Origin of the sequence: Paenibacillus filicis, assembly GCF_038070315.1 — a bacterium.
Taxonomy (GTDB): Bacteria; Bacillota; Bacilli; order Paenibacillales; family NBRC-103111; genus Paenibacillus_G; species Paenibacillus_G filicis.
The window spans coordinates 1-20,071 of sequence record NZ_JBBPCC010000012.1 but is presented as its reverse complement, the minus strand read 5'-3'; the positions used below and the strand labels follow the sequence as shown (position 1 = coordinate 20,071).

At 55.0% G+C, this 20,071-nt stretch carries 13 protein-coding genes and 1 pseudogene; 11 read left to right on the top strand and 3 right to left on the bottom strand.

Going from position 1 to position 20,071, the window contains the following annotated elements; genetic code table 11:
- Positions 1-39: 39 nt before the first annotated feature.
- The 3 genes from WMW72_RS18515 to WMW72_RS18505 all read left to right on the top strand — a co-directional run bounded on the left by WMW72_RS18515 (position 40) and on the right by WMW72_RS18505 (position 12,094).
- Complete coding sequence (locus WMW72_RS18515; RefSeq protein ID WP_341417020.1) at positions 40-9,573, top strand: chitobiase/beta-hexosaminidase C-terminal domain-containing protein; 9,534 nt, start codon at positions 40-42, stop codon at positions 9,571-9,573.
- A gap of 42 nt (positions 9,574-9,615) precedes the next feature.
- Positions 9,616-10,299 carry a S1 family peptidase gene (locus WMW72_RS18510; RefSeq protein WP_341417019.1) on the top strand — a complete coding sequence of 228 codons (684 nt, stop codon included), beginning with the start codon at positions 9,616-9,618 and terminating at the stop codon, positions 10,297-10,299.
- Between the two features lie 223 nt (positions 10,300-10,522).
- Positions 10,523-12,094 carry a type 2 periplasmic-binding domain-containing protein gene (locus tag WMW72_RS18505; RefSeq protein ID WP_341417018.1) on the top strand — a complete coding sequence of 524 codons (1,572 nt, stop codon included), beginning with the start codon at positions 10,523-10,525 and terminating at the stop codon, positions 12,092-12,094.
- 47 nt (positions 12,095-12,141) lie between these two features.
- Here the strand turns inward: WMW72_RS18505 and WMW72_RS18500 are convergent.
- Positions 12,142-12,669 (bottom strand): annotated as a pseudogene (locus tag WMW72_RS18500) (sugar phosphate isomerase/epimerase family protein); the annotation flags it as partial.
- 332 nt (positions 12,670-13,001) lie between these two features.
- On the opposite strand from WMW72_RS18500, the gene rpoD reads away from it, so the two are divergent.
- Positions 13,002-14,120: an RNA polymerase sigma factor RpoD gene (gene rpoD, locus WMW72_RS18495; protein WP_341417017.1), complete on the top strand. Its 1,119-nt coding sequence runs from the start codon at positions 13,002-13,004 to the stop codon at positions 14,118-14,120.
- A 189-nt stretch (positions 14,121-14,309) separates the two neighbouring features.
- The gene (locus WMW72_RS18490; RefSeq protein WP_341417016.1) at positions 14,310-15,050 is read left to right on the top strand and encodes a MerR family transcriptional regulator; all 741 of its coding nucleotides are present in this window, start codon (positions 14,310-14,312) and stop codon (positions 15,048-15,050) included.
- Between the two features lie 187 nt (positions 15,051-15,237).
- On the opposite strand, the gene WMW72_RS18485 is transcribed toward WMW72_RS18490, so the two are convergent.
- The gene (locus WMW72_RS18485; RefSeq protein ID WP_341417015.1) at positions 15,238-15,414 is read right to left on the bottom strand and encodes a hypothetical protein; all 177 of its coding nucleotides are present in this window, start codon (positions 15,412-15,414) and stop codon (positions 15,238-15,240) included.
- A gap of 171 nt (positions 15,415-15,585) precedes the next feature.
- Between WMW72_RS18485 and WMW72_RS18480 the strand changes: the two genes are divergently transcribed.
- From WMW72_RS18480 to WMW72_RS18455, 6 genes are all read left to right on the top strand, one after another.
- The gene (locus WMW72_RS18480; protein ID WP_341417014.1) at positions 15,586-15,807 is read left to right on the top strand and encodes a tagaturonate epimerase family protein; all 222 of its coding nucleotides are present in this window, start codon (positions 15,586-15,588) and stop codon (positions 15,805-15,807) included.
- 27 nt (positions 15,808-15,834) lie between these two features.
- A complete protein-coding gene (locus tag WMW72_RS18475; protein WP_341417013.1) occupies positions 15,835-16,017 on the top strand; it encodes a tagaturonate epimerase family protein in 183 nt (60 codons plus the stop codon).
- Complete coding sequence (locus tag WMW72_RS18470) at positions 15,953-16,189, top strand: tagaturonate epimerase family protein (protein WP_341417012.1); 237 nt, start codon at positions 15,953-15,955, stop codon at positions 16,187-16,189. Before WMW72_RS18475 ends, WMW72_RS18470 begins: the two co-directional genes overlap by 65 nt.
- A 201-nt stretch (positions 16,190-16,390) precedes the next feature.
- Entirely contained in the window at positions 16,391-17,053 is a 663-nt protein-coding gene (locus WMW72_RS18465; protein ID WP_341417011.1) for a DUF1796 family putative cysteine peptidase, read from the top strand.
- Between the two features lie 18 nt (positions 17,054-17,071).
- A complete protein-coding gene (locus WMW72_RS18460; RefSeq protein ID WP_341417010.1) occupies positions 17,072-18,313 on the top strand; it encodes a glycosyltransferase family 4 protein in 1,242 nt (413 codons plus the stop codon).
- Positions 18,314-18,559: 246 nt separating this feature from the next.
- Positions 18,560-19,900 (top strand): DEAD/DEAH box helicase, encoded by a 1,341-nt coding sequence (locus WMW72_RS18455; RefSeq protein ID WP_341417009.1) that lies wholly within the window; start codon positions 18,560-18,562, stop codon positions 19,898-19,900.
- An 81-nt stretch (positions 19,901-19,981) separates the two neighbouring features.
- Here the strand turns inward: WMW72_RS18455 and WMW72_RS18450 are convergent, their stop codons facing one another.
- Positions 19,982-20,065, bottom strand: coding sequence for an IS3 family transposase (locus WMW72_RS18450; protein WP_341414600.1), 84 nt, complete (start codon positions 20,063-20,065; stop codon positions 19,982-19,984).
- Between the last annotated feature and the right edge of the window lie 6 nt (positions 20,066-20,071).

The window sequence follows — 20,071 nt, the reverse complement described above, 5'->3', positions numbered from 1 at the left end:
GCGTAAGTTGTTCTCCGAATTCAAGAAGGCGGTGTACAGATGGTAAGAAAGCACAAAGCAATCTTCGGGATTGCATTTGCTGCCATGTTGGTAGCCGTAATGGTATGGGCCGGCGTATTCGTCGTGAATGCCGATACGGAAAAATGGTCCGATCATGCGGATACAGCTTGGTACAATGCGGATTACGTAACCTTCACGATCGATACGCCGGCCAAGCTTGCTGGAGCGGCCAAGCTGGTCAACGAAGGCTCCGTAGACGGATTAAGAAACAAGATTCTGGAAGTAGATCAGAATCTTAACCTGTCCGCTTACGAATGGGTGCCGATCGGCACGGATCAGCATCCGTTCCGTGGAACATTGCTGGGCAAAAACAACTCCACATTCGAGATCAGCGGGATGAAGCTGTCCGGCAACCTGACTTATGCGGGGCTGGTCGGTTATATGGATCGCGGCACCGTGGGCGGCTTTAAGTTTATGAATAGCGGCAAGATTGAAGTCGGCTCGACTAATGTAACGGGCATCGTGTACGTGATGCAGCCTGTTACCTCGCAAACGTACGGCACCGTGTGGGAGCTCGTTCCCGTGCCGGATACCCGCATCGCCTACGTCGGTGCGGCGGTTGGCAAGATGGTTAACAACAGTATCGTTTATAATGTAACGAATCAGCTCCCAGTTAAGGCGGACTTTGTCGTCAAGCATATTTATGCGGGAGGCATCGTCGGCGGGGGAGAAGGCAGCATCTCCAACTCCAGCAACCAGGCCCCGGTGACGGTCAAAGGCCCTGATCTGGAAAGTGGTGGTATCGTCGGATACGGCGAGAGCCAAGGTCTTGTTCTGAAAAAAGTGAGCAACCAAGGAGCTATCCAGGCGGATAGCACAGGAATCGCCCATGCAGCCGGTATCATCGGCCATGCCGCAGGACGGCTGAGCATGAGTGACGAGAATACGCCGATTTCCAATACGGGGGCTATTCAGATTACGAATGCCAAGACGGCTTACGCAGGAGGTATTGTCGGCCGGGCAGGAGCAGCCGTCGAATTCTCAGATGTGACCTCGAACGGAGGCACGGTCACCATTGAGTCGGCTGCGGCTCAAGGCTCCTATGCGGCAGCCTTGATCGGTTCGATCGATACGCAGCAGGCCAATCCGCGATTTGCGATCGGCTTTACCAACACGGCGGCGGTTACGAATAACGGGGGCATGAACGTTCACACCGGGGGATTAGCCGGTTATGTAAACGGCACAATCACGTGGAGTAAACCGTACACGAATACGGCTGCCGTCACGGCTAGCGGTCTGAGCCAGGTATTCACCGGCAGCTTGATCGGTAAAGTGACGGGGGATGTGACTTTCAGCGGAACCGCCAAGAACAGCGCGGCTCTGACCGTCGGTACGGGCACCCAAAAGCCTAGCGAAGCCTACACAGGCGGATTGATCGGGTATGCAAGCAAGCGCGTGCTGCTGGACAGCACGGCGAGTCAGGCTTATGCCAATAGCGGACCGATTGCCGTGAACGGCGGAACCGGCGTGTATACAGGCGGTATCGTGGGGAACCGGGCTTATGCCAGAACGTCCGGCGCCGTCATCAACAACGTAGTGAATACGGCCAGCCTTCAAGTCAGCGGTCAAAGCAAGATTTATACGGGCGGCCTGATCGGTATCGTACCGGAGGAAGGCGTGGATAAGGTTATCTCCGGCGCTTCCTTCAATCAAGAAATTACCGTGACAGCGGCGTCCTCCGAGCTGGGCAGCACCGTCAGCACAGGCGGGATTGTCGGCTACTATGTCAATCATAGCGATAACCTCGCCGCCATCGATCTGGCGAGCTTCCAAGGGAAGATCACGTCCACGGGCGGCGGCAACGAATCGTACACAGGAGGTATTGCCGGGTATGTCGACGGCGGTACGATTACCCGGGCTACTGTCGGCAACACAGCAGCCGAATTTGCCAAGCTCACCTCGGACGGCAATGCAGGCGGTGTCGTCGGGTTCATCAACGGCAGCGTGGATACGGCCAGCGTCAAGTACACGACGATCCTGCTCCAGACGGCCGGGGGAATCTCCGGCGGTGTAGCCGGTAAAGCGCAGGGCTTGATCACGAAAGCAACTGTTGGAGATCCGGCATTCACGACCGGCTACAGCGTGAGGCAGGAAGCGGCGGTTAGAAGCGCCGTGAACGCTCAGGATAACATCACTTCCGGCGGTATCGTTGGAGCGAACACGAATACATTCTTACTGTCTGACAGCCATGCTGCGAACATCGGACTGATCACGCAAGCAGGCCGGAGCGGTTATACGCTGGGCTCGCTGGCGGGCTCACTCACCGCAGAGGCGCAAGTCGGTCAGCCTGAGAAAGCCGTACCAGTCGATCAGATGAGTATCGACTTGCTCGCTGCGAGCAGTCAGGTCGGCGGTGCGATCGGATACAACCGTTCGCCGAAGGTCTATACGACCGTCAAGCAGTCTACGTTTACTCTCCAGGGGAATCAAGCGAAAGCGGGGGGCATCGCGGGTGTTCAGCATGTTGCGATCGAGAGCATCCCGGTAGCAGACGGTGCAGGCGCAGCGGCATTTGCTTTGTCAGTCCAGAACCTGACCTTCACTGTCCCGGGCAACGAGTCTTCGGTCGGCAGCATCATCGGCGAGAACCTCGGGGACACGCCGAGAGTTTCCGCTGAAGGCGTTACGATCACTTCCAGCGGGACAGGCAACCGTCTCGGCGGCATCGCCGGCACGAACCGGGGCATTCTGATGGAAAGCAGTGCTTCCCAGGTGGTTATTGCGACCAGCGGAACAAACGCCGAAGCCGGCGGCATCGCAGGGCACTCGGATGTAGCTACAGGCGGACCTGCCTCCGCCAAGATCATCCGTCCCTATGTACATGCGGAGGACGGGGCTCTGATCGCTTCCACCGGGGCGCGTTCCCAGATCGGCGGGATCGTCGGTTTCGGGAAGCTAACGGAAATTGTCAATCCGCGTGTGGAAGCTGTTACTCCCAATTATGTGACGTTGACCGTCAATGCTGCTGGAAACGGAGCGGGCGGGCTTGCCGGCCGTTTGGAGCAGAGCAAGCTGCTGGGAGATTCCACAGTATTGAATGCAGAGAATGTGCTCATCACCGCCAGTCCTTCAGCCTCGTCCGCGTATGTGGGCGGTATCGTGGCTTCCCAGGAGCTGACGACAATGGATAAAGTGACAGCCAAGGCGGTTAATCTAGTCGTCAATAGCGCACAGTCCGTGGTCGGGGGTATGGCGGGATCTAATAAAGGCTCGGCTTCATCCGTCATCTCAAGCAACTTCGTGGACGGGTTGAATATCAAGGTCAATGCGACGGCCGCGCAAGCAACGGTTGGCGGATTCGTCGGCATCAATGACAAACAGGACACCGATCCGGCCGCACAGCCGGCAACCGGAGTCAGCACGATCCAGAACAGCCGGTATGTCGGCTCGATTCAAGTGGTTTCTCCGTCTTCCATCACAGGAGGCATGGTTGGGGAAAACCGCAGCCTTGTTGCTAACAACAGCATTTCGGATAAAATCCCAGTTTCCTCCAAGGGGAAAGAGGGCACGATCGGCGGGCTCGTCGGCGTCAATGCGGCGGCAGGTACCCTGTACTATACGTACTCGAACTCCAACCTTGCTATCGAAGGAGAAGGTACGCTGGCAGGCGGTCTGGTCGGCGATAACAAGGGCAAGATTATCGCTTCTTACGTCGATATGGATCTGAATGGCAATGCTTATGGAACGGCCGAATCCTCGGTATTCCTGGGCGGACTTGCCGGCCGCAATACAGGGACTATCGATAAATCGCATTCCGTGTCCAAGGTCACAGCGAGCGGAAGCAACACCAACGTTGGCGGTCTCGTCGGGGATCAGGCTGGCGGCAAGATTACGAACTCTTATGCAGGCAATGTGGTGAAGGCGGCAGCCGGGGGTTCTTACTCGGGGGGCTTCCTCGGACGGATTACGAACGGTGAAGTATCCACCGTCTACTCGGCTGCTCAGGTTGCAGCGGAGAATGGCGCTTATGCGGGCGGCTTTGCCGGACGCTATGACAATCCTAGCAAGGAGCTGCTGTACAAGGCTTACTATGTGAAGGACGAGACGGCTGCGATCAACCAGGATCTGCCGGACTTCGCCGACGGCTATCACCGCTGGCTTCAAGTTCACGCGCGGCTCAGCACGCTGCTGTCCGCAACACTGATGGATCGCAGTGCGTTCCCGGGCCTCTCCGGCTGGGACTTCACGAATACATGGAAGTATGGCTCGGTGAATGCGGATTACAAATATCCGGAGCTTCAGCGCAGCGCCAATACTGGCGGAGATGGTGGAGGCGGCAATGAAGTGAACGCCAATATCGCCTGGTATATGCGGGACAAGGGAGCTTTTGCCTACGACCTTAAGAGCGAGGCCGAGCTGGCGGGCCTGGCAGCACTGGTCAATGGTACGGTGACCGGTGTAGAGAGGTTTGATTTCGAAGGAAGAACGATTCGTATCTCGAACCCGATCCATATTCAGTCCAAACAATGGGTTCCGATCGGAAAAAGCGAGGATACGCCGTTCCAGGGTACCTTTGATGGAGGCAAGCATCTGATCGACGGGTTGATGGTCCAGCCGGATCACAACAATTCCGGATTGTTCGGCGTGATCGGCGTCAAATCCAAAGTCTCGAACATGGTGATGGAGCCGTTGTCGATCGCAGGCCTTCAAAACACAGGCGTACTGGCTGGCTATAACCAAGGTCAAGTCTCGAATGTAAGCCTTAAGGTCTCCAAAGATATCACAGTCAGAGGCGGTACGGTGGGCAGCTTGTTCGGCAAGAACACCGGGACATTCCAGAACGTGAGCGTCACGCTGGAGCCTGGAAGCAAGCTGGAAGCGACAGGAGCAGACGCTGTAGCAGGAGGCTTGATCGGAGATAACACGGGAGCACTCGTGCCGGGTGCGTTTACCTTCAAGTCAAACGGTGTGATACTGACCAGCTCCGCGGAGAGCGCGACGCTTGGCGGTCTTGTCGGGAAGCAGGCCGGTATCGTGAGCGGATTCGCTCGCGAGATGGACTACACCCTGGCGGCTTACGGGAAGGACAGCGTGCTGGGCGGACTGATTGGCCGGCATACGGAGGGTAGGACGGAGCAAGTGGCCCTGACTTATACCTCCGGCTCCATAGCGGCTCAGGGCAGCGGCTCGATCGTCGGCGGAGTGACGGGACAATCCGAGGCCGGCAACACGCTGAGCGATGTTTCGGTCACAGCTTCCGGGTCCGGTCAGCAGCTGGTGAGCGGCGGAACGGTCGGCGGACTGATCGGCAGCAAGACGGGCGCAGGCACGAACCGCTTCGATGTGGAGCGGGTGAAGGCAGATAAACTGCTGATCGCTTCGCTGGAGAGCAGTCCGGAAGCGACAATCGGCGGTATCTTCGGGAAGCTGTCGAGCGCGGCCGTGCATCAGGCGGTATTCGACGGGGCCATCCAGGCGGCCGGTGCGAAGGTTACGGCTGGCGGTATCGTCGGCAGCGCACAGGATACGATTCTGGAGCAAGTGGATGTCGTTTCAAATCTGACCTTCACTTCCCAATCTGGCGAAAGCTCGCTGGGCGGCATCGCAGGAACCTTGTCGGCAGCCGATGTGAACAAAGCTTTTGATTTCGGCAGAAGAGCTCCGCTGTACCCGGGTATTTATGAAGCTTCGGTACATGGAAAACCTTTGATCGCTCAAGGAACTAACCAAGAAGCGGATCTGCTGCTTGGCGGGATCGTCGGCAAGCTGAGCAATGCCTCCATCTATTATGCCAAGACGAACGTCAATCTTGAGCTGCATGGAGGAAGAGTGGCGGCAGCAGGCGGTATCGCCGGGGTAAGCAGCGGCATCATCGTCAGCTCTGAGCCGACGCAAAGCATCAAAGCCGATACGAGTGTTGTGTACGATGTCGGCGGTGTTGTCGGCCGTGCGACGGGCGGGGCCATTCACTATACCTCCGCCGCTTCGCCGGACGGGCAAGCTATTGATATTCAACGAGCTGTATTCAAGCAAGGAATCGTTCCCGCCGTTCATGCGGGCGGACTGATCGGACGAGGAGACAACACCAAGGTAACCGATGCTTATGCAGCGCTGCCTGTTAAGGTCGCGGACGACAATCAGGATACGACGATTTATGCCGGAGGCTTTGCCGGAATTCTCGGCGACTCGAATACCGGCAGCAGCACGATGGAACGCGTATATGCGCTCGGTTCCGTCGATGCGAAGGGCATCACAGGCTCGTACGCGGGCGGCTTCGCAGGCTCTATCGACCGCTATACGATCACAGATGCTTATGCTTCGGGTCAGGTTGCCAATACAGGCTATGACACGGGAAGCGGCGGCTTCGCAGGTGCCGTAGAGCGTCGTGCGGTTATCAAGCATGCTTACGCAGCGCAAGGAAGCCTTACCGTGACGGGAGTGAACCACGCGACCCGTTCGTATGCAGGCGGCTTTGCCGGCTACAATGACGGCACGCTCGACGGCGTATTCGCCAAGACACCGGCACCTGTCGTGAATGCAGGCGGGACTACGGTCTATAAGGGCGCGCTGGTCGGGTATAATTTCCGGGACGGCAAGGTTCACTCGTCTTGGTACACGGCGGATTTCAATCCGATCGGTCAGAGCCTCGGGGTGGCTACGGGCAACAAGCAGGGGGATGTATCGGATTCGTTTGCCGGATTCGGCAGCTGGGATTTCGAACTCTCGGTTCCTTTCCTGAACCGGACGGCCGGATCGGATTGGATCGTCACGGATGCGAAGCAGTTGGCGGGTATCGTATCTCTGTACAATCCGAATACCGGGCTTCCGTATTACCAGCTGTTTAACCGGACAGCAACGGAAAAACCGGCGATTGCTACAATCAAGCTGGGGGCAGATATCGATCTGACCGGCAAGAGATGGACGCCAATTCAGGATTTCCTGGGTGAGCTTGACGGGCAGGGCTTTAAGCTTACAGGCTTGAAGCAAGCATCTGCGCTTGATGTTCAGGGGTTTGTCCTGGAAAATCACGGTGTCATCGCACGTCTAGTTTTTACCGATGCACAGGTCTCTAGCGGCTCGCGTACCGGCGTAATCGCGGGTATCAACCATGCTGGCGCAGTAATCCGCGAAGTCACGGTTAGCGGAAAGGCTCAAGGGCGCGACTTCGTCGGCGGTGTGGCCGGTGAGAATAAGGGAACGATCAGCCAAGCTGGCCTGCAGGACCTGACTGTAGCCGGGGTATCCGGCATCGGAGGAGTCGCCGGCACGAACAGCGGCTTAATCAGCGCTTCCAAAGTCAGCGCAGAAGTCATCGCCACAGGCGATCAGGCAGGCGGCATAGCCGGGGCCAACGAAGGCGAACTGAACCAAATCGAGGTGCAAGGCAGCGTGAAAGGCGCCGGGCAAGTCGGCGGCGCAGCAGGCACTAACAAGAACAAGCTGGCGAATATTACAGCCAAGTCGCTCCAGGTCGGCGGGGTAGCGAACATCGGCGGTCTGGTTGGCGACAACAGCGGCTCGATTACCGGTTCTTTCGCGAATGCGGTTGTTACCGCAACAGGCGGCCATGCAGGCGGTCTAGCGGGTACCCATGCAGGAAGCATCAAGCAATCGTATTCCGCAGGCAGCGTTGCGGCGGAAACAACCGAGGGCGCAGCAGCTGCGGGCGGTATCGCCGGTGAGGTTGTGGCAACGGGCAGCATCGAGCAATCTTTCTCCTACACGGATGTTCATGCGAAAGGTGCGCAAGCCCAGGCTGGCGGTATTGCAGGCATCAGCAGCGGTGCGATCAGCAACGTGTACGCATCCGGCAAGGTGTACGGCCAAGGCGTGACGGAAGCCCAGGCAGGGGGCATCGCAGGCTATGCTGCTGGAGGAAAGATCACGGGGTCGCTGAGTTATGGAGAGGTCGTCTCTGGTATCGACGAATTGATCCATCCCGGGAAGATTTTCTACGGCGGCATCGCTGGTCAGAAGTCCGAGGCCGCCGCGATCACAGGCAGCTTCTATAACAAGCAGGCGCTCAAGACGGACACCGCTTATTTCAACGCAACAGGCAAGCGGGTAGGCGGATCGACTTACGGGGCAGCGGGACTGCTCTCCCGAGAGCTGACACAAAGTACTCTGCCTCAAGGCTTGAACGGCAGCGTGTGGGATGCAGCGGCAGGCTCCTTCCCGTCGCTCAAGGCGGTTGGCGGCTCCGCCGCATCCAAGCTGAGCACAGCCGCAGTGATTCTGAACGATAACGATCTGCTGAGCCGAATCGGCAGCAGCTTTACGCTGACCTCCGATGCGGCCCTCAACTGGCAGGCGGATGCAGCCGCAAAGGTTGTCCGCAGTGGCAGTGGAAACTGGACCGGAGCTCTGCAAACGACTGGCGCTGCCGTATTGAAAGCAGAATTAGGCGGAGAAAGCCGGAGCATCGTGCTGAATGCCGCTGCCTTCAAATATGCGGAAACAGCCAAGGCACCTAAATTTGTCCCTGATAACGCACCGTTCACCCGGGAAGTTCTGGTGACCCTGACTACAGACGAGCCGGATGCAAGTATCTACTACACATTGGATGGCAGTCAGCCAAGTGCCAAATCCCTCCTCTATACGGCGCCAATCCGGCTTACGGAGACGACGACGATCAAGGCGGTTACGGTTGTGCCGGAGAAGGAGATCAGCCCAGTTCTGTCGGGAGTATGGACTAAACAGGTCAGCACAGGTGGGGGATTTGGTGGAGGGTTCATTCCTTCTCCTCCTACAATTGAAGCCTTGGTCGGCGAAAGCAAGACGGCTGCCGACGGAGGAGCACCTTCTACAGTAGCGAAGAACAGTATTCTGAAGCTGACAGCACCTGAAGGTCAGATCATCTACTACACGACCGACGGAAGCACACCGACCAACAAGAGCAAGGTGTTTAAGGAAGGAAGCATCATCATTACACGCAATATGACAGTCAAGGCAATTACGGACAAGAATGACCGTGTCATCACGATCAGCTATCAGGTGGAGAACGCTAAGTATGCGGTGAAAAAACAGGCGGCCGAGATCAAGTATATAGCCGGTTATGACGATGAGGCCTTCAAGCCGGATACGGCGATTACCCGTTATGAGCTGTTGGATGCGTTGAGCCCTCTCCTGGACAAGGAGAAGGTTAGCGTAGCCAATCTGCTCACAGGCGTAAGTGAAGAGACCAAGGCCAATGTGGCCTTCTTCACCTCGGCAGGCATCATCGACGGGTATGAGGACGGGACGTTCGGCGGTGAGCGCGGGCTGACCCGTGCTGAATTCGTCGCCATGATGTCCCGGGTGCTCAAGCTGGATGTTCTTGCTCCAGGGGAAACGCTGCTGACGGACGTAGCCGGGCATTGGTCGGAATCGTATGTCCGAGCCTTTACCCAGGCCGGGTATGTCGACGGCTTCCCGGACGGTACGTTCCGTCCGGATAGCGAGATCACGCGGGCACAGGTTGTCGTGGTGATCAACCGGATCATCGGGACCAAGAAGCAGGACGTGCAGGCCAAGTTCAAGGACCTGACGCCGGAACACTGGGCATTCCAGGATATCATGGCGGCTGCCAAGTAAGGCAGGAACGACCTGAAAAGCTGAAAGGCGGCAGAACGATCTATGAAAAGAAAAATTGCTGCACTGTGCCTTCTCATCTCTCTCTTGTGCGGTGCCGCTGTATGGATGCAGGCGAAGGCTGATTCGCCTGCTGCGTACACGGCGGAGGATATTTTCGGACGAAGTGAGCAGGCCATCCTCTACATCCGTATTCTGCGTGAGGATGATTCGGTAAAAGCTACGGGAACCGGAGTGATCCTGTCTCCGGATGGCCTGGCGGCGACGGCTTACCATGTGGTGAAAGAAGCATCACGGATCGAAGGTACGCTCCGTGACGGTAGCGTAGTTGGACCTATCGAGGTGGTTGCAGTCGACGAACAGACCGACGCGGCTGTTCTGCAGCTTCCCGCTCTGAAAAGCGGTCCAGCCGGCGGCTATGCCTTTCTTCCGATAAGGGAAACAGCCGTCAATTTCGGCGAACAAGTATTTGCGATCGGTTATCCGATGGCGAACACGCCCGTGATCACCGAAGGGATCGTTAACAACCCCAAGGCCGAAGTCAACGGACGGGACCGGGTCCTGACGTCGGCTCAGATCGCCAGCGGCATGTCGGGAGGTCCCATCATTGACCGCTTCGGCAGGGTAGCTGGCATCATATCCGGCTCGCTTCGGACGATGAATAATATCCATCTGGTCATTCCTTTGAAAGAGGTTCGCTCCTTGCTTCCGGTGGTCAAGACCCCATAGCCGGATAGCGGATTGCTCCACGGCCCCCGATGCGCAAGTTTGCGCATCGGGGGCCGTTTTTTTGGATATGCTGCTTTACGGATAGCTTTTTGGCTTCATATCGAAAACAAACACAACTCGACGATAAAAAATAACATTCCTCAAAATGACCAACGCGTTTACTATGTAGTCAGTAGCCAGCGAAGCCAGCTTGGTTCATTCTAGTGAAAAAAGAGGGGAAGCTATGAAAAAAATATTAAGTCTCGCATTGGCCGGGTCGATGACAGTCGGTCTGCTCTCGGCCTGCGGAGATTCCGGCACTGGAAGTAAAGGTGAGGCTGGGGAAGCTGCGGGCAAGGCGCCCGAGAAGTTGAAGTTCAGCTTCTCCATGACGACGAGCGGCTATAAGCATGCAGAAAAAAGCGCCGATATTAATAATGAGAAGTGGGTTAAGAAGCTGGAGGAAATCACCAATACGGATCTCGACCTGCGCATGATCCCGCTTAAGGATTTCGATCAGAAGATGTCGCTGATGTTTGCTTCCAATGACATTCCCGATGTGGTGCAAAATGTTGGGGGCGCCACGACCAAGGGGATGTCCGGATCCGTGGAGGCTGGTGTGTTCATGCCGCTCGACGATCTGCTGAAGCAATATGCGCCCACAATTATGAAAGCGGTGCCAAAAGAGGCGTGGCAGGAAACCAGCTTTGACGGCAAAATTTATGGCATTCCAGCCTGGCTTTCCAATCCGTCCAGGCGCGCTACGTTCATCCGGGCCGATCTGCTGGCTAAAACCGGTCTCCCGGCTCCGAAGACTGTAGATGATTTTCTTGGCGTGATGAGAGCGTTTAAAAAGCTGGGCGTGGAGCATCCTTACCAGATGCGCGAAAATTTCAAGTATGCGGATACGATTCTCGGTGCTTTCGACGTGCTGCCTTCCCAATTTGAGATTCAGAACGATCAGGTTGTACCTAAGTTTTTTGATGTGGAGAACATGACGAGAGCGCTCCAAACGTTCAAAACGATGTTTGATGAAGGCTTGATTCCCAAGGACTTCGCGACTATCAGCTCCGGTGACTATGGCAAAAACATCGAGGGCGGTAAAGCGGCGATGTGGTCGGCCAACGCCCGGGAGCTCAACAATTACCGAAATAAGATTACGGTAGGAGCGCCTGATGCCCAAGTAGAAATCATTCCGTCTCCGCGTGGACCGGAGAACCGGGGAGGACATCTGCTGTATTCCAGCATTAATACCTCCTATTACATCAACAATAAGGTTTCTAAGGATAAAGCGATTCGAATTATCCAATTTTTTGAATGGATGACAACGCCAGAAGCTGAGAAATATTTCTCCTTCGGCATCGAGGGCGAAAACTACACGATCGAGAACGGTGCGATTAAGTTTACACCGCCGTCGACCCCGGAGGCGATCGATGAGGACTTGTTCCGCGGCATGTTCTGGTTCGTCCACGACTCGGTTTACAACAAGCTGAAAGAAGAGCAGACGCCGAACGGGCGGGATATGATCAAGTACATGGACACGGTAGTATCCAAGGAGGGGCTTGGCTCAGTGCGCTTCGTGCCAACGCTGCAGGCTTACTCCAAATTTCCCGACCTGACGCCGCTCGGCGACGATGTGGGTCCGAAGCTGATTATCGATCATATGACCAAAATGATATACGGCAAGGAGCCGATCTCGGACTGGCCGAAGGTGATTGAGGAATACAAAAACAAGGGAGGCCATGAAATTCTGAAGGAAGCGACAGAGCGGTATAAAAAAGGCAATGGCGTCATCGTATCGGAAAATCGAAGCTGATTAACCATTAAGGCATATCAAGGACCTGACCCGGGAATCACCCGCAGTTAGGTCCTTCGTTGTATCGTTTGTTTGGGATAAGCGCTACAGGGAAGTCCTGCTCCTGGACATTCTCCAGCGAAATGTCCACAAACGGCTTGCAGCTTGCTGAAGAATCGCTCGATGTCAAACTGGCCCTGCCCTATAAGTGCCGCAGCCGGTGGCCCGTCCGTGGGGTAAGAGATATCCTTCAGGTGAGCTAGTACGATCCGGTCCCCGACCCGATCAAAGAGTTCATCCACGACAGCGTCGCGACGGTCGAAATTATGCTGATCGATCAGATTGCAGGGTTCGAAGACGACGCCCAGATTTGAGGAGGGTACTTCATCCAGCATCCGCTTCATGTTAACTGGTGAGTTAAGCGTATAAACGCAAACCGGCTCGAGTCCGATATGAACGCCCCATCGCTCTGCTTCCTCTGCCAGCTCTTCAACCGTCTGCTTCAGGACGTTCCAGCCATACTCTTCATAGCGTTCAGGCTCTTGCTCCGCGAACGTGCCCAGATCGCCCGTCTCGGTTGCGACGATGGAGGTTCCAAAATCACGCGCGTGCCGTTCCGAATCCCAAGCTCGTCCCCCCTAATATGTACATGTCAGGTATAACTATACCATGGCTTGTTGCTTGAGACGATTAAAATGACCGGATTTGCAATTAAAAAACCGGAATCCGTGGAGATGGATTCCGGTTCGAGTAGGCATGAATTGGGCGAAATAATCAAAGTTGCTTTTCATGAAATAACATGATATAATGGCGGATAGTAAAGGCATATAGATGGAATGAATAAAGGTATACGATTCGATCATAGCATAATCATAAATGAAAGTCAACCGGCTGAACAGGCCATTCTCTTGTAAACGGGGGCAGATCGATGGAGAACGAACAACAGACTAAGCTGGAGACGGACATCACGCTGGAGCAGGCCAAAGAGCAGCTTATAGAGCAGGGGAAGAAAAACTCCTCTCTGACCTACAAAGAAATTATGGATAAGCTGTCGCCATACGAACAAGACCCTGATCAAATCAACGATTTCTTCGAGCAATTGTCCGAGATGGGCATTGATATTAATGATGAATCGGATGATGATTTTTCATCCCCTCGCGGTGAGCAGACATCGGAAGAATTTCAGGTTGAGGACGATCTTTCGCTTCCTCCAGGGCTGAAGACGAATGATCCGGTTCGGATGTATCTGAAGGAGATCGGCCGTGTCCAGCTGTTGTCTACAGAAGAAGAAATCAATCTGGCGCAGCGTATCGAGGCTGGAGACGAGGCTGCCAAGCGCAGATTGGCTGAGGCCAATTTGCGGCTGGTTGTCAGTATTGCACGCAGATACGTGGGCCGCGGCATGCTGTTCCTGGATTTGATTCAAGAGGGCAACATGGGGCTGATCAAGGCGGTCGAGAAATTTGACCATACGAAGGGCTTCAAGTTCAGTACCTATGCTACCTGGTGGATTCGTCAAGCGATTACACGCGCGATTGCCGATCAAGCCCGGACGATCCGGATTCCTGTACATATGGTGGAGACAATCAACAAGCTGATCCGTGTCTCCAGACAATTGTTGCAGGAAATCGGACGGGAGCCTACTCCTGAAGAAGTAGCCAAGGAGATGGAGCTCAGCGTGGAGAAAGTGCGCGAGATTATGAAGATTGCGCAGGAGCCGGTGTCGCTGGAAACGCCGATTGGCGAAGAAAATGACTCCAACCTGGGTGATTTCATTGAGGATTCGGATGCGCCTGCTCCGGCGGATGCAGCCGCTTTTGAACTGCTGAAGGAGCAGCTTGAGGATGTGCTCGATACGCTTACGGAGAGGGAAGAGAACGTGCTGAGGCTTCGTTTCGGACTGGATGACGGCCGCACGAGAACGCTGGAAGAAGTCGGCAAGGTGTTCGGGGTTACCCGCGAGCGGATTCGTCAGATCGAAGCCAAGGCGCTCCGGAAGCTGCGGCATCCGAGCCGAAGCAAGCGTTTGAAGGATTTCCTCGATTAAAACTAGCAAAGCAAGCTTGGATGGAGCCTGACATTTCCCGCGAAAGCGGCGGGAGTGCTCAGGCTTTTGCTGTATATTCATGCCCTCGGTATTCCGGAAAGGCAACAATGGCCGAAATAAGATAGAGAGGCCTTGACTCTCACGTTGCGTGAGGCACTAACATAAAAGACGAAGGAGGTGGAACCCGCGATGAAGGTGAAGGAGGTCTCGGAGTTAGTCGGGATCAGTGTCCGTACACTGCATCATTACGATGAAATTGGGCTGCTGGTCCCGGATGAGACCACAGAGGCCGGTTATCGGCTGTACTCCGAGGACAATCTGGCTATGCTGCAGCAAATCCTCTTTTACCGCGAGCTTGGCTTCCCGTTGAAAGAGATCAGGGACATTATCGACAGTCCGGCCTTTGACCGGCAGGAAGCGCTGGAACTCCACCGCCGGATGCTGCTGGAGAAGCGGAGCAGGCTGGATGAGATGATCGCAACGGTGGAGAAAACAATAAAACATGCCAAGGGAGAGATTGAAATGACTCAGGAAGAGAAGTTTAAAGGGTTTGATTTCAGCAGCGATCCGTATGAAGAAGAAGCCAGGCAACGCTGGGGGGACGAAGCTGTGGATCAATGGAAGGGAAAATTGGCGTCCAGGCCTACTCAGGGGCAGGAGGCATGGGGAGAATCGATGAACGCGATTTACCGGCAGCTGGCCGATCTGCGCCACAATCCGCCCGAATCGGTGGAATCCCAAGCGGCCATTGGAGAGTGGTATACCTACTTGAACACGATGGGCAGCTACAAGCCTGAGGCGTTTCGGGCGCTCGGTCAGATGTACGTGGAGGATGAACGCTTCACAGCCAATATCGATAAATTCGGAGCAGGTCTCGCGCTCTTCATGAAGGAAGCGATGTCTGTCTTCGCAGACCGGCAGAAGCCGTAAGAAACGGTTATAGCCGAGTCCGGCTTACCTACAAGAAAAGCCTTCCGTATCCATGTCTGTCATGGATATCGAAGGCTTTTCGTTGTTCGCGGCCGACTTTACGCTTGTACCCGGGGGTACAGCCCCGCCCATGCTTTGAGCTGGCGTTACTTGCTAAGGCGGCGCTGTTCCTGATGTATGTACAGGTTTAGTCGCGAATTCCGCATTTTTTGGCCAAGGTGGGCCATTGGGCGACGAACAACTGCTGCCAACGGTCTTCAGGCAGGATGCTCAACCAGTTCGCAATCTGGTTCAAGCCCATCTCATCCAGTACCTGGATGGCATATTCTTTCTCGCCGCGCACTTCCAATTGCTTCGTTGCCATGTCTTCAAGCAGCTCCCTCATCAAAATAGTCCAACAAAATATGTATATGCAGGAGAAGGCAAAAGTGACAATAAAATTAAAAAAAAGCCATATCCGTACGATGCAGGGTAAGGAGATACGTCCCATTCTTGCGCAGCAGAGCATTCGGGAGCTACGTTGACTGGCCGGAGGATGGACGCGGCTTGCTATGCCGTTTTCCAGGAGGGCTACCGGGACGGTTACGGCGCAGACGGCAACCATCTGAAGCATGAAGAGGATATTGAGTATGCGCTGTGCCTCGGCTTTACGATGCTGAAGCTGGACTGCTCGGAGAAGCTCGACAATACGGTGGCGGGGATGGCGTCCTCAGAGCTTGAGGAACGCTATGCGCAGATTGCCGCTGCGACCCGTTAGGGCTACGAGGAGCGCTATCTGGTACATATGTCTCAGCGGGAGCTTCAGTGCCATGCCGCGATCGCCGACCACTTCGGCTACAAGCTGAGCATACACTTTGGCAGCGACAAGTTCAGTGTATACCCGCTGATCGGGCGATACACCAATGGGCCGCTTCCATGTGAAAACAGCAGATACGAACTGGCTGGAGGCTGTATTCGTCGTAGCTAAGGCCGCGCCTTCGTTATTTCGCCGGATGCATCAGTGCGCGCTGGATCTCTTTGCCGAAGCGGCGGTCTACTATCACGTTACAGCTGATATCGGTGCGATCCGTCCGCAGGCCGAGACAGGAGACGGTGAGTTGCCTGCTTACATGGACGATAATGATGCCCGCCAACTATGACCAACGCTTCCATCTCAACCCCTTCTTCTTCAAGTTGATCCTGTTATCAGAGTATGAAAGAATAGAAGATTCTGAACTAGGTGAATTGCGTTAAGTTGATAAATGCGTATGACGGGTAAGGCTCTTGTCCTATACCAAGCTCAACCTCTCAACATATGATGTTTCAGGAGAATTTGATCATATGCATGGGAGGGCTACTTGATGAATCTTCAAGAACTTCAGGGAACCTACGACGGGATTTACAGCTTGGGAAATCTTTGTCTTACATCCATTCAATTGGAAAAGAACAACCTGCGACCTTATTCAGGGGTTTTTGACTGGGTAGCGTCTCTTGAGCTCTCGAAGGTAAACCGGCTGCTGGCCAACCGGTTTGCCGATTTTATGAGACCGCGGCATCTGCGGGTAGTCGGTTACGCGGACGAATGCATCTGCGTATCGGATGATTACAATCACATCGTGTCCAATCACGACTTTCATATCGGGCCCAATTCGTTAACGTATCTCGGAGGATACCCGGCCGTTATGGAGAAATACAACCGGCGCATTGGTCGCTTTCTTGACCATATGCAATCCTGCATGCGGATTCTGTTTGTAAGGACGGAAGCCACGCTGGAGGATGCGGAGGAGCTAGAGAGCGTGCTGTCAGAGCTGGTGAAGCATGATTTCCGCGTGCTGGTCGTTAACCATGCGGATGTACGGGAGCTGGTAGAGCAGCACTGGCCTCTGGCCCGAGTATGTGCCGTCCAACTGCCGAAGGGGGAAGAGGGAGATAAATGGAGTCAGAATGACTTCTGGTGGACTGCGCTGCTCCAGGGTATCGTGTACGAGGAAACATCCGTTGATCATTACGTGGTTGCAGAATAAGCAGAAGGGGTTGGGCTTGTGAAGATACTACTGGCTACGTATTGGCATGTTCCGCATTTGGGTGGTGTTTGGCCGTATATGATCCAGAAGAAATCAAAGCTTGAAGAGCTGGGGCATGAGGTGGATCTACTCGGTTACGGCGACATACCCGGGAGCTACGTGCATCTGGTGAATAAAGGAATTCGGATTGAAACGGAGAAGCTGTTTCCGCTGCTTCGAGAAAAGCTGAGCAGGTCCATGTATCCGGCTATTTATGCCAATCCGCTCATCGAATATACGGAGTTCCGAAGATATGCCTTTGAGCTGGCTGTCAGATCACTGGACTTGCAAGCCTACGATCTTGTCCATACCCAGGATGTCATCTCGACGGTCAGCATCAACCGGATCAGACCGCGAGGAATCGCTCTGGTTGCCACGCTGCACGGATGCGTAGCCCACGAGATCAAACGGACGCTAGCCGAGGATGGTCCTCTTGCCCATAACGCTCACCTCGCTCAGGCGTACTTTAACAGAATGGAGCGGACTTCTGCAGCTTCCGCCGAATATACCGTGCTCGCCAACCGGTGGATGGAGCGGATTCTGAGCGGAGAGTTCCAGGTTTCTCCCCGTAGTATGCGGGTCTTTCAATATGGCTACGATATGGAGGGCTTCCGGCGACAGATGAAGCGGCCTTCCTCCATGCACCGGCCTTATGGAAAAAAAGTGATTATATTTACCGGACGGCTGGTGGAGATTAAGGGTGTTCACATGTTACTGGATGCGCTCAGATTGCTGAAGCAAGAGCGTAAGGATTGGGTATGCTGGCTTGTAGGAGAAGGGGATCAAGAGACAAGACTCCAGCAGCAGGCTAACGCACTGGGACTGGGGAACGACGTGTTATTTTTGGGCAGTAGAGATGATGTGCCTGCATTATTAGGGCAGGCCGATATCTTCGTACTGCCCAGCATGATCGATAACCAGCCGTTAGCGCTCATTGAGGCCCAGGTTGCCGGAAAAGCCATCGTCACGACAGATGCCGGAGGTTTGCCGGAGATGACCAAGCACCGAGGGAACGGGCTGCTGACTCCTGTGGGGGATACGCACGCGCTCTATGCCGCCTTGTCCGAGCTGCTGGGCAATGATGCTTTCCGCAAGCTGCTTGGCATTCAGGCCCAACGGTGGGCGATGACTCACTGGTCCATGGACCGGATGATGGATCAACTGATGGACGTGTATGAAAGTGCGATTGCTAAACGGCGGAAAAGCGCTGTTTCACGGTGAGGCTGATATAGAGACGGGGAAGTTCTCCGCAATCGAAAACCGTAAAGCCGCAGCATACAGGCCTTACGGTTTTCGGCTGTGCCGGCATGGGGGAAAGGACGGATGAACGGCCTTCCTATCTTACAGGCTGATCGTTTTTCAGTTTTCTTTGTACTTCTTCGAGGGTTTCGTATATCATAGGAGGAAGCGACTTCACGCGGCTTCCGGCAGCAGATGAGGTCGGAATGGGACGAATAAGGAGACCACATGACATTCAAGGAACTAAACATCATACCACCGATTTTAAAAGCGCTGGAGCAGGAAAACTATACAGCACCTACGCCTATTCAAGAACAAGCGATTCCTCCCGTGCTGGAAGGCCGGGATTTGCTGGGCTGTGCCCAGACGGGAACCGGGAAGACAGCAGCATTTTCCGTGCCGATTCTACAATTGCTAAGCAAGGGACAGAGCGGGAAGCCGGGTAAACGCCAGATTCGCTCTCTGATTCTGACGCCGACGCGTGAGCTCGCGATACAGATCCAGGATAATCTGAAGGCCTACGGTCGCTACACCTCGTTGCGGAGCAGCGTCATCTTCGGAGGCGTCTCCCAGAAGCCGCAGGAGGTCCAGCTTCAGCAGGGCGTAGACATCCTGGTGGCTACACCGGGCCGGCTCATCGATCTGATGAATCAGGGCTTTGTAGATTTACGGCATCTCGAGATTTTCGTGTTGGACGAGGCGGACCGGATGCTGGATATGGGCTTCATCCATGACGTCAAGAAAATAGTGGCCAAGATTCCAAGCAAAAAACAAACCCTGCTGTTCTCCGCGACGATGCCGCCGGAAATTGCGCAGATGGTCAAAACCATCCTGGTGAATCCGGTCAAGGTAGAAATCACCCCGGTGTCTTCCACCGTCGATAAGATCACGCAATCGGTTTATTTTGTGGATAAGGAAAACAAGCAGAAGCAGCTGGTCCATCTGCTGGAGGACAAGTCCATTGCCTCGGTACTGGTGTTTACCCGTACCAAGCATGGCGCAGACCGCGTCGTCCGCGATCTGACGAGAGCGGGGATCAGCGCACAGGCCATTCATGGCAACAAGTCGCAGAATGCCAGGCAGTCCGCACTCACCAACTTTAAAAACGGAACAACACGGGTACTGGTCGCGACCGATATTGCGGCTAGAGGCATCGACATCGACGAGTTGTCTCATGTTATCAACTTCAACCTGCCCAACATCCCGGAGACCTACGTCCACCGGATCGGACGTACCGGACGGGCAGGGCTCAGCGGTACAGCGATTTCCTTCTGCGACATCGAAGAGAAGCCGTATCTGAAGGATATCGAGAGGGTGATCGGAAAGACGATCCCTGTCGTGACCGACCATCCTTACCCGATGTTGATCACGACCAAGCCGCCGGAGCCTGCGGCCGCCCAAGGCCGTCAACCTGTGCAGCCGCGCACCGGGAATCCGGGCCGGAACAAGCCAAGGCAAGCGGCCCCGGGACGGGACAGCAAGCCGAGACCAGGCAGTCCGGCGGGTAAGTCGGGCAGCGCGCCCCGGCCAGCGATGGCGGGTCGCACCCAGGTCAGAGGTAAGTCCTAAGCAGAACCAATGAATAAAGCCTCCGACTTTCACTCAGGGCGAGTTGGTCAAGACCCCATCTAATGGACATTGAAAAAAGCCCTAGGCTGCAAGCTGGCGTCGGTATTCAACCGGCGTCAGCTTGTTTAATTTTCGTTGTGCTCTGTTGTGGTTATAAAAATGAATAAATTC

Coding starts and splice junctions, on each gene's coding strand:
- WMW72_RS18515 (WP_341417020.1), top strand. CDS start 40: ATGGTAAGAAAGCACAAAGCAATCTTCGGGATTGCATTTGCTGCCATG.
- WMW72_RS18510 (WP_341417019.1), top strand. CDS start 9,616: ATGAAAAGAAAAATTGCTGCACTGTGCCTTCTCATCTCTCTCTTGTGC.
- WMW72_RS18505 (WP_341417018.1), top strand. CDS start 10,523: ATGAAAAAAATATTAAGTCTCGCATTGGCCGGGTCGATGACAGTCGGT.
- rpoD (WP_341417017.1), top strand. CDS start 13,002: ATGGAGAACGAACAACAGACTAAGCTGGAGACGGACATCACGCTGGAG.
- WMW72_RS18490 (WP_341417016.1), top strand. CDS start 14,310: ATGAAGGTGAAGGAGGTCTCGGAGTTAGTCGGGATCAGTGTCCGTACA.
- WMW72_RS18485 (WP_341417015.1), bottom strand. CDS start 15,414: ATGGCAACGAAGCAATTGGAAGTGCGCGGCGAGAAAGAATATGCCATC.
- WMW72_RS18480 (WP_341417014.1), top strand. CDS start 15,586: ATGGACGCGGCTTGCTATGCCGTTTTCCAGGAGGGCTACCGGGACGGT.
- WMW72_RS18475 (WP_341417013.1), top strand. CDS start 15,835: ATGTCTCAGCGGGAGCTTCAGTGCCATGCCGCGATCGCCGACCACTTC.
- WMW72_RS18470 (WP_341417012.1), top strand. CDS start 15,953: ATGGGCCGCTTCCATGTGAAAACAGCAGATACGAACTGGCTGGAGGCT.
- WMW72_RS18465 (WP_341417011.1), top strand. CDS start 16,391: ATGAATCTTCAAGAACTTCAGGGAACCTACGACGGGATTTACAGCTTG.
- WMW72_RS18455 (WP_341417009.1), top strand. CDS start 18,560: ATGACATTCAAGGAACTAAACATCATACCACCGATTTTAAAAGCGCTG.